Raw genomic sequence first — 10,891 nt, 5'->3', positions numbered from 1 at the left:
GGGCATTAAAATTTGGTAAAGCTTCGTGGCGGTACGCTATCTTGTTTTGCAATCGCTTCTTGATTACTTCAAGCTAACCTCCACGCCCGGTTTGGCATTAAAATTTGGTAAGCTTTGCGGCGGTACACTAGTTTTTTCACAGATGCCTTCACTTGATATAGAAAAGCCACTTGTGGGTTTTCTCAGCTTGAAAATGCACTATGTTGGTACAAACTTATTTTTTCAAGCTTTTTAAGCTAATTCACTACAAAACTTATTATAGGTAAATTATACACCCGGCAGTACATTCTGTCTATATATTATTTAATATTTTTTAATTATTTATTAATTTTTTTAATTATTAAATCAATTTCATTAATATTTGTAAGCCTTGCATCCACAATTCTCATATAAATCCTTTTATATTTTAAAGCTTACCCTATATAAACGAAATACGCAGATAATATAATTATTATTTGCCGTTATTCAGCTCATATGCAATTTTGTTTACCGCTGTTACTGTCCTGTCAATGTCATTTATTGAATTAAAATAACCTACGCTCAATCTGACAATACCTGAATTTTTTGTTTTGAAGTGATTATGGGCCAGCGGCGCACAATGAAGTCCTGCCCTGCATTCTATCGTATAAGCTTTATCAAGGGATTCGCATATTTCCGATGAATCTGTGCCTTTAACATTAAAAGCAACTATTCCTGAATTTTCCGAGGCTTTTTCCGGACTGTAAAGCCTTATAAGTCTATTTTGGCTTATTCCGCTTTGCAATCTGTTTGTAAGCATATCCTTTTTAGCTTTAATAGCCTCTATTCCAGTATGCTCAATGAAATCAAGTCCTGCTCGCAGGCCCACTATTCCTGGGGTGTTTAAGGTTCCGCTCTCATAGATATCAGGCATAATATCCGGCTGGTACAAAATACCTGATTTACTGCCGGTTCCGCCGCTCATTAGCGGCTTCAATCTGATATCGGGGTCTACATAAAGACCGCCCGTTCCCTGAGGGCCCAGAAGTCCTTTATGTCCGGGAAAGGCAACCATGCTGGAATATATTTCGTTCAAATCTACTTTTATGCAGCCCAGTCCCTGTGACGCATCAATAAGAAACAAAATTCCGTTATCTCTGGCAATTTCCCCTATTTCCCTGACAGGCATAATAATTCCGTTTACATTAGATGATAATGTACAAGCAATCAAACGTGTTTTTTTATTTATACTTTTTCTTATCTGGAACGGATCAATTCGTCCCAGTTCATCTCCGCTGATTACCGTAGTTTTTATTCCATTATATTTTTGCAGCATCTTAAGCGGTCTTAATACGGAATTGTGCTCCATACAAGTTGTAATTACATGGTCACCTTCCGAAAGGCATCCATTTATTGCAAGATTCAATGCCTCTGTTGCATTCTTTGTAAAACATATATTTAAGAAATCCTTAACATTAAGAAGCCTTGCGATATGCTCACGGGTTTCTGTAACTGCCATTGCGCTTTGAACAGACATTGAGTGACTGCCTCTTCCCGGATTTGAACAGTATGTTCTCAAGCATCGGTCCATTTCCTCATATACCCTCTCGGGCTTTGGAAATGAAGTTGCTGCATTATCAAGATATATCATATTAACCCCCACGCCGAGTACCGGCAAAAAATATTTCTTTCATACGTTCCAAATTCTTTCAAGCTGACCTCCATGAGCTTTATAGCAAACAGTACTCTAATAGCGGCATTATAAAAAGTATTCTGTTATTATGTTATGAAAAGCAGGAACACTTGATTACAAAAACTAATGATATTGGCTTCCGCAGGAAGCATATTGAGGAGCAAAATTTTTTATTAATTTTTTCCTTTTATTACATATTTTTTCTTTTTGTCCTACAGTTTTTACACACATTCTTTTAAAATGCCACCAAACTATAGACTTTTATTTTTAAAAGTAGCATAATAAACTTGTATTTTTTAATAATTAATTGATTGAACACTATAAATCAATCAAATTAAATATTTTATTTAAATTTATGAAGGGAGTAATATAAATGAATATTTCTATTACTAAAACAGCAGCTCCGAAGCAAAAACCGGACCAGAGCCATTTAGGCTTCGGAATTCATTTTACTGATCATATGTTTATCATGGACTACACTGAGGGTAAAGGCTGGCATGACGCAAGAATAGTACCCTACGGGCCTATGGCAGTAGATCCTTCCGCGATGGCTCTGCATTACGGTCAGGCAATTTTTGAAGGCTTAAAAGCATATAGAACCGCCAATGGTGAAATCTTACTTTTCAGGCCTGAAAAAAATATGCAAAGAGTAAATAATTCAAACAGATTATTATGCATTCCTGAAATAAACGTTGATGACTGCGTACAGGCTATTAAGGAGCTCGTAAAGGTTGACGCTTACTGGATTCCAAGCGCTCCGGGCACATCCTTGTACATCCGTCCGTTTATTTTTGCTTCAGAACCGGCACTTGGAGTAAGACCTGCACATTCTTACCAGTTCGTAATTATACTTTCACCTGTCGGAGCCTACTACAAAGAAGGCATCAATCCTGTAAAAATTTATGTTGAAAGTAATTATGTCCGTGCAGTCAGAGGCGGTCTCGGAGAGGCAAAAACAGTTGCCAACTATGCTGCCAGCTTAAAAGCTCAGGTTGAGGCTAAAGAGCAAGGCTATACTCAGGTTCTGTGGCTGGATGGCGTTGAGAAAAAATACGTTGAAGAAGTAGGAACAATGAATGTATTCTTTAAAATCAACGGTGAGGTTGTTACCCCAGCACTCACAGGCACGATTCTTCCGGGTATAACACGTATGTCAACCATCGAGCTGTTAAAGAAAGCCGGTGTACCTGTTTCCGAGCGCAAAATAACCATTCAGGAAATTTATGACGCCCATGCTGCCGGCAAATTGGAAGAGGCATTTGGAACCGGTACCGCAGCAGTAATATCTCCGATTGGAGAATTCAGCTGGAACGGCAATGTTATTAAGGTTAATGACGGAAAAATCGGAGAGGTATCACAAAGGGTATACGACACCATTACAGGAATCCAAAGCGGAGAACTTGAAGATACCTTTGGCTGGATTCAAAAGCTTTAAGCATCAGCATACGCTTGCTATAATTTGAACATAAGCCTCGGCTTCGGAATTTATTATCCGGAACCGAAGGCTTTATTTCTGCGCGTAAATAATATCTTGTATTTTTTTGAGCTGCTCTGATTTTAAAGTTATAATAGCTTCCGCAAACGTATATATTTTCTATATAAAGAAGTATTAAATTCAGAATTGTTTTTCTTTTGCGGAGGTTATTTTGAATATATTTATATTGCTTTCCTTTACCGCTTTAACTGTTTCAGCATATTTTATAGGCATAAAAGCTATTTATATATACATGAAAAAATCCATACTTCCTATATTCGGCATATTACTTATAGCAGCACTTGTTATATATCCAAAAACTGTAGTAGCAGCGGCCTCACAAGGGATTAATCTATGGCTGAATATAGTGTTTCCTTCTTTGTTTCCATTTTTTGTAGCCTCACAATTGTTAAGTAAATCAGGATTTATTAATATCTTCGGTATAATACTGGAACCAATAATGAGGCCTCTCTTCAATATACCGGGCTGCGGTTCATTTGCACTTGCAATGGGCATTATAAGCGGTTATCCGGTCGGAGCAACAATAACCGCCGACCTTAAAAGACAGGAGCTGATCTCAAAAATTGAGGCTGAAAGACTGCTTACATTTACAAACAATTCCGGTCCTCTGTTTATTATGGGCTCGGTTGCCGTCGGAATGCTTCAATCCCCCAAAATAGGTTACCTGCTCTATATCAGCCATGTTGCGGCATGTTTAACAGTAGGAATGCTCTTTAAATTTTACAGAAATAAAAGCAGCCCAAAAACAAAGCTCCAGAAAAAAACCTCTCAGAAATTACATTTAGAGCTTCAAAGAATGAGAAATACCAATATCAATACATGGACTCTGTTTGGGGAATGCATCAAAAACTCAATATTTACAATTCTGACAATTGGCGGCTTTATTATATTCTTCTCTGTTTTGATTAATATATTGATAACAAGCGGAGTTATAGGAAGAGCATGCTCTTTGTTCCCGGATATTACAGGAACTCTCGGAATAGACTCAAAAACTCTGGAAGGTGTCCTTTGCGGATTATTCGAAATAACTACCGGCTCAAACCTGATAAGCCTTGCTTCCTCCGATTTTAAAATAAAACTTTGCTGTATAAGCTTAATAATAGGATGGGCAGGCTTTTCAGTCCATACTCAGGTACTGAGTATTGTCAGCTCCTCGGATATCAGTGTAAAGCCCTATATAATCGGCAAGGCAATACAAGGCATATTATCAGCAGCTTATACCTACATAGGGGCAACATTCTTCGGCAAGGCTCTTCTGAATGAAGCAGCCGTTTTTTCAGATGTATCAGCCGGACATTCTAATAGCTGGAGTAATATTTGCATGCTGTCGGTTCAAAATATTATTATACTGTCAGCTGTAATAATATCTGTTTCTTTATTGTACATTTGCTATATAAGTATTACAACAAAAAAAAGGCTACTTTAATTCTTTTCTGTTTGTTTTAATTACATCAGTGGCATCTGTCAAAATCTCTTCGACTTTATTCAGAACACTATCTGCATATTCACGTGCTCCAAGCCTTATCTCCCTGGCATTCTTCTGAGCACTGCTAACAATCTCATTTGACTGTTCATATGCTTTTTTTGTAATCTCATGCTCATCAACCAATGACGCTATTTTATTTTCGGCATCCTTTAAAATATTATTAGCTTCCTTCTGCGCTTCCAATAATATTTTCTGGCGCTCTTCCTTAATCCATTTTGCCTGCTTGATATCATCCGGCAATTTTAGCCGCATCTCCTTAACTATTTCCAAAACCTCTTCCCTGTCAACCAGACACTTGCCTGAGAAGGGTACACCAGAACTTTTTTCGATTAAATCCTCCAAAGATTCCAATATCGTCAATATCTCCATATTAACAATCATTCCTTTCGCTTGTGCCCAAAGCACAGAACCTTCACTGTGCCAGGTACAAAAAGTGATAAAACTATCAGCATAGAACCTCTGAAAGGTACTATATTTTTACAATTTTGTATCAAACTGCACTGCACGTTCAAAAATACACCTTATTTGTACAAACTCTATTTCCTGTACATAACTTAACTATCGCTAATCCCTCTGCCCGTAAATTTGCTAATGATATCCTCTTTAATACATTCAGGAACAAGGCCCTTAATGTTTCCGTCGTATCTGGCTATCTCCTTCACCATGCTTGAGCTTAAAAAGGAATAATTAATGCTGGACATCATAAACAGCGTCTCAATTTCAGGAGATTGGTTCTTGTTTAATAATGCCATTTGAAGCTCATACTCAAAATCTGATACTGCCCTGAGTCCCTTTATGATAACATCAGCATTTTTCTTTTTAACGAAATCAACCAGCAAGCCTGAAAAATCCTCCACCTCAACATTGTTGCAATTACAGCTTCTTATGGCTCTTCCGAGCATATCTACTCGTTCATCCATAGTAAACAGCGGCTTCTTATTATGACTGACCAAAACTCCCACTATCAGCCTGTCACATATTTTTGATGCCCTCTCTATTATATCTAAATGTCCGTTTGTAACCGGATCAAAGCTGCCCGGATATATGAATGTCCTCATATCATACTTCATCCTTTGTGTTTGTAAAATGTCAACTTGGTTTTTCCGTATATTTGCCTTCTTGATACTACCAGCGTTGCTGTCTCATACGGAAGCGAATCCTCCACATCAGTTTCGGCAACTATTATTACCTTATCCTCCATCACCCTGTTTACTTCCAATTCCGTCAATATATCCGGCACTATATTTTTCCTGTAGGGCGGGTCTAGAAAAATTATATCAAATTTTTCTCCTGTATGGGAGAGTTTTTTTAATATTAATTTAGCTTCTCCCAAAAAAACATTTGCTTTATCCAAAAATTTCGCTTTTTCTATATTTGTTTTTATAATGTTTATACTTTTATCGTTACTGTCACAAAAAACAGCACTCTGTGCTCCTCTGCTTAATGCCTCAATACCTAAGCCGCCGCTCCCCGCATACAAATCCAAAACCTTTGTATCGTCAATATACGGAGCTATAATATTAAATAAATTTTCCTTTACTCTGTCAGCAGTCGGTCTTGTATCCATACTCTCCAGAGCAACAAGCTTTAATCCCCTTGCACTGCCAGAAATCACTCTCACTGCAATAATTCCTCCTGTATAAAATATGTAGGCAAAGCTTCGCTAACAGCGGAAACTGAGCTTTAACAAACCGTACTATGACAGTGTGGCTTTTTCTCCGAAATGATTTGCTAAATACTGCTTTAACCTTTTATTGTTCATAAGTCCCGGGTCCTCCGCAACCATGTCCTTAGCAGTCTCCTGTGCCAGCTTCAGAATTTCCAAGTCCTTATAAAGATTGGCAATTTTCAGTTCAGGCAATCCATGCTGCCTGATGCCGAAAAATTCTCCCGGCCCCCTTATTTCCAAATCCTTCTCTGAAATAACAAAGCCATCATTTGATTGTGCCATTATTTTCATTCTTTCCCTTGCTACTTTTGAATTAGACTGATTAAATAATACACAATAGGATTGAGCCTCTCCTCTCCCCACTCTGCCTCTCAGCTGGTGAAGCTGGGCCAGTCCGAATCTCTCTGCATTTTCAATAACCATGAGAGTCGCATTTGGAACATTTACACCAACCTCTATAATTGTAGTTGAAACAAGAATACTTATATCGGAAGCTGCAAAGCTTTTCATAACAGATTCCTTTTCCGAGGGCTTCATTTTACCGTGAATAATACCAACCTTCAGGTCATTAAATACATTATTCCCAATATCCTCTGCGGTAACCACAGCTGATTTTGCTTCTATTTCCTCTGAGTCCTCAACAAGAGGACATACTATATATACCTGCCTCCCTGCTTTTACGGTTTCTCTTATAAAATTATTAATTCTGTCCCGCATCGATTCATTTACCGAATAAGTTCTAACAGGCTTTCTCCCGGGAGGAAGCTCATCAATTATTGATATATCAAGGTCACCGTATAATATAAGTGCAAGGGTTCTGGGTATCGGCGTCGCAGTCATTACCAATACATCAGTATTTCCGCCTTTTTCAGCCAGAATTGATCTCTGCCTCACGCCAAATCTATGCTGCTCATCTGTTATAACCAATCCCAGCTTGTAGAACTCAACTGTATCTTCTATTAGCGCATGAGTACCTATAACAACATTTATGCAGCCATTTTTCAGTCCCTCAAAAACAGCCTGTTTCTGTTTCTTCGACTGGCTGCCCGATAGCAGCTCAACTGCAACGCCAAATCTTTCAAGCAATGGCTTAACCGATTTGTAATGCTGCTCAGCCAGAATTTCAGTCGGCACCATCAATGCCCCCTGATACCCGCATCTAACCGCCTTAAATAAAGCCAGCACCGCTATAATTGTCTTTCCCGAACCAACATCACCCTGTATAAGTCTATTCATTATAGTATTGCTTTCCATATCCTGTTCAACTTCTCCAAGCACTCTCTTTTGTGCATCCGTAAGCTGAAAAGGCAGCGCGCCTATGAATTCGTCCATTTCTTTCAACCGCATATATTTTATTCCTTGTCTTGCAGAAGCAGCAAGACTTTTGTATGATAAAAGACCCAGCTGCAGCATGAACAGCTCTTCAAATACCAGTCTGTATCTCGCTTTGTCCTTATCCTGTTCAGATACGGGAAAATGTATATGATTCAGGCTGAACATAATATCAGCTAGATTATGCCTGTCTCTGACAGGCTGTGGAAGCATATCCTCCAATTCAACATTGCTTAAGCTCTTTAATGCTTCCTGAACAATCGCCCTTATCAAATTCTGGCTCAAATTCTTTGTGGAAGCATAAACAGGAAGTATTTTCAAGCTCCTTTTCAATTCATTGCTGTCATATTGATTGGTATCAATTTTTTCAAATACCGGATTCGATATCTGAAGCTTATTTAATTTTCTTTCTGCTTTACCGTAAAATATATAACTGGCTCCTAACGCAAGAGAGCTTTTTATATAATGCTGGTTAAACCATACAGCGGTTATTTTCCCCGTACTGTCCTGCACAGATACCTTTGCTATGGACATTCCCCTTCTTGGCCTTAATACAGTTACATTTGAAACAATCGTACCTTCAAACGAGCACAGCTCACCATCCTGAAGGTCAGCAATGTTTTTAATTCTGCTTCTGTCCTCATATTCCTTGGGGTAATAGGTTAAAAGCTCAAAAATATTATTTATCTCAAGCCTGCTGAATAAGGTTAATCTTGATTGTCCAACGCCCTTTATATACCTGATGGATTGTTTTTTTAAGTCCTCAAACGATACTTGCTTCAATTTTAACCTCCATACACCAAGCCAGGCTATAACATATTATAAGTCAAAAACTAAACTGCCTTGAATATCACCTTGATATTTTATCGTACAAAGCAAACTTTGGTAATATAAAAGTTATTGTACCATACTTTCTGTAAATATCAAACAACCTAAGTTTACAGCCCTGATGCCCAAATCCTCAAAAACAAAAGCCCTGCTTGCCAAAGTAGGTTACTATAGGCTGAAAGCCGTAATTACTTTGATAAACAGGGTTTTTGTTTAAATAATTTATAATTTGGAATCACAACTGGCTGAATAATAAATACTGTCAAAATTTAAATTTAATTAATCTTGCGTAAATTCCCTTGGCTAATTCTGCCAGCTCACTGCTTGCATCTGCAATTTGTGACATGCTTGAATTCTGAGATTGCACCGTAGCCAAGGTTTGCTCTGTGGCAGCGGCATTTTCCTCCGAAATTGCTGATAGGTTGCCTAGAATCCTAAGCATTTCATCTCTGCGGTTCTCAATATCATTACCGGAATTGTTCAGTGACAACAGCGCCGTTTTTATCTGTTCAAGTGAAAAAGCGATCCCATCAAACTTCTCTTTAGTTTGACCTACTATTTTTGATTGGGTGTTTATGGTTTTATCCATTTCTTCAATAGTATTTACCGCAAAATCAATATTATCTGTCAGATTTCTGATATCGTTATTTATCTGCCGCGTAAAATTATTTGACTGTTCAGCCAGCTTGCCTATTTCCTCGGCTACCACTGCAAATCCCCTGCCTGCTTCTCCTGCCCTTGCCGCTTCTATTGATGCATTAAGCGCCAGCAAATTAGTCTGCTCGGAAATCTGTTCTATCATCTTGCTGGCAGCTTGTATCTTTTCTGAACTTTTTTGTGTTTCTATGATAACATTATTTATTTCTGTTATCGAAATATTTGTAATTTTAGTTTTGTTCATTAATTCTTCAACAATAAGATTTCCTTCATCTTTAGTTTTATTTGCATTGATTGCCGCATTGTTCAGAATATCTCTGTTTTTGCTGTCTTCAAGTATAATTTCGCTCATACCGCTCATATAATCAGAACCGGTCTCCGTATCCTTCGCTTGCTCGCTGGCTCCTTTAGCCATTTCACCTACACTGATGGAAGTTTGATCAGCCATTGCGGCAATTTGCTGAGTAGCTAATTTAATTTCATCAGAAGAATTTGTAACCCTGCCTGAAATATCCGAAATATCCTTTATCAAATGCAGCAAATTGTCTTGCATAACCTTCAAGGCCCGCTTAATCTGACCAATCTCATCCTTCCTTTTGGCATTTTCCTTAATTTCCTCATTGTATGTAGTAAAATCATAAGCTGCCAAATCACTTAGTTTTTTTGAAACCATTATAATAGGCTTAGTTATTCTTTTGCTTGAAAATACAGATAATATGAATCCCACAATGATAAATGCCAAACTGGCTGTCAGTATTTTCAATGCCAGTGTATTAACGGTATGATATATATCCGACTTGTCAATAGAATTACATAAAAGCCAGCCTGTTGATTCTATCGGTGTAACCGCAGCTATGTAATCCTTATCTTCGATTGAATAATAAATTACTGATTGTTTTTGAAGGTCAATCTTTTTTAGCTCCTTGGCAAATCCGCTGAATTTCCCGCCTTTTTCCCCATCTTTCAGGATATTTACCTGATTTAGAACATATTCCTCATCCGGATAGGAATAGAATGTTGAATCCTTTCCAAGCACAAAGGCGGAATCACTTTCACCGTATTTAATATCCTCGGCAAACTTATTAAGCGAATTGCCGTCTGAACGTCCGACTAAGACTCCGGCTATATTTCCGTCAATTGTTATCGGCACTGCAAATACCAACTCAGTCTTACCTGTTGCCTTGCTTATAAGCACATCGGAAACGCAGCCTTCACCTTTCAGTGCTCTTTTAACATATTCCCGGTCTGATATATTGTACCTTTCACCGCTCAAAACACAAGCCGCATCTCCCGAAGGCTCCATTACTGCCAATTCTATATAGCCTAATTCTTCAACCTCGTCTTTTAAAGCAGCTCTTTGAGTATTCCAATCCATGCTCTTGATTTCTGTTCTGTCAGCTATCTCCTGTAAAATTTGAATTCTGCTTGATATACTTAAATCAATGTACCTTGAGCACTCTTTTCCTATTTGAGTGATATTTAACTCTGCTCTGTCCAGAATAGCTATTTCACTCAAATATGCCGATAAGGTTCCCAGTCCTGAAGCAATGATAACAATTACTACCGTCAAAAGCATTCCTATCTTTGAAGACAATTTCATAACAATCAACAACTCCTTTTAATAGTGGCACTTCATAACTTATGCTTGCTAAATTTTTTAAAAAATAATTAAAACTGCATAAAGCAACCAGCCTGAAAGCATGATGTTTCCGAAAAGACAATATATACCGTACCGGTATTTTATCGTGCGGAAGCCTGTAACTGCAATTGACT

Annotated in this window: 8 protein-coding genes; 2 read left to right on the top strand and 6 right to left on the bottom strand. The window is 38.0% G+C overall.

What is annotated here, in order from left to right; genetic code table 11:
- Window positions 1–451: 451 nt before the first annotated feature.
- Window positions 452–1,609: an aminotransferase class V-fold PLP-dependent enzyme gene (locus tag LY28_RS13270; protein WP_110462678.1), complete on the bottom strand. Its 1,158-nt coding sequence runs from the start codon at window positions 1,607–1,609 to the stop codon at window positions 452–454.
- A gap of 415 nt (window positions 1,610–2,024) precedes the next feature.
- Between LY28_RS13270 and LY28_RS13265 the strand changes: the two genes are divergently transcribed.
- Both LY28_RS13265 and ylbJ read left to right on the top strand, forming a co-directional pair.
- Entirely contained in the window at window positions 2,025–3,086 is a 1,062-nt protein-coding gene (locus tag LY28_RS13265) for a branched-chain amino acid aminotransferase (protein ID WP_110462677.1), read from the top strand.
- A gap of 211 nt (window positions 3,087–3,297) precedes the next feature.
- Complete coding sequence (ylbJ, locus tag LY28_RS13260) at window positions 3,298–4,572, top strand: sporulation integral membrane protein YlbJ (protein WP_242981279.1); 1,275 nt, start codon at window positions 3,298–3,300, stop codon at window positions 4,570–4,572.
- Here the strand turns inward: ylbJ and LY28_RS13255 are convergent.
- From LY28_RS13255 to LY28_RS13235, 5 genes are all read right to left on the bottom strand, one after another.
- Complete coding sequence (locus LY28_RS13255; protein ID WP_479692086.1) at window positions 4,564–5,037, bottom strand: ATPase; 474 nt, start codon at window positions 5,035–5,037, stop codon at window positions 4,564–4,566. The two genes, ylbJ and LY28_RS13255, sit on opposite strands and share 9 nt — an antisense overlap.
- A gap of 149 nt (window positions 5,038–5,186) precedes the next feature.
- Window positions 5,187–5,690, bottom strand: coding sequence for a pantetheine-phosphate adenylyltransferase (gene coaD / locus LY28_RS13250; RefSeq protein WP_110462676.1), 504 nt, complete (start codon window positions 5,688–5,690; stop codon window positions 5,187–5,189).
- Between the two features lie 8 nt (window positions 5,691–5,698).
- Complete coding sequence (gene rsmD, locus LY28_RS13245) at window positions 5,699–6,253, bottom strand: 16S rRNA (guanine(966)-N(2))-methyltransferase RsmD (RefSeq protein ID WP_110462675.1); 555 nt, start codon at window positions 6,251–6,253, stop codon at window positions 5,699–5,701.
- Window positions 6,254–6,328: 75 nt separating this feature from the next.
- A complete protein-coding gene (recG, locus tag LY28_RS13240) occupies window positions 6,329–8,416 on the bottom strand; it encodes an ATP-dependent DNA helicase RecG (RefSeq protein ID WP_110462674.1) in 2,088 nt (695 codons plus the stop codon).
- A 307-nt stretch (window positions 8,417–8,723) separates the two neighbouring features.
- On the bottom strand, window positions 8,724–10,718 hold the full coding sequence (locus LY28_RS13235) for a methyl-accepting chemotaxis protein (protein ID WP_110462673.1): 1,995 nt from the start codon (window positions 10,716–10,718) through the stop codon (window positions 8,724–8,726).
- Window positions 10,719–10,891 lie beyond the last annotated feature (173 nt).

Source organism: Ruminiclostridium sufflavum DSM 19573 (assembly GCF_003208175.1).
GTDB lineage: Bacteria > Bacillota > Clostridia > Acetivibrionales > DSM-1351 > Ruminiclostridium > Ruminiclostridium sufflavum.
This window is presented reverse-complemented; position numbering and strand designations above follow the sequence as displayed.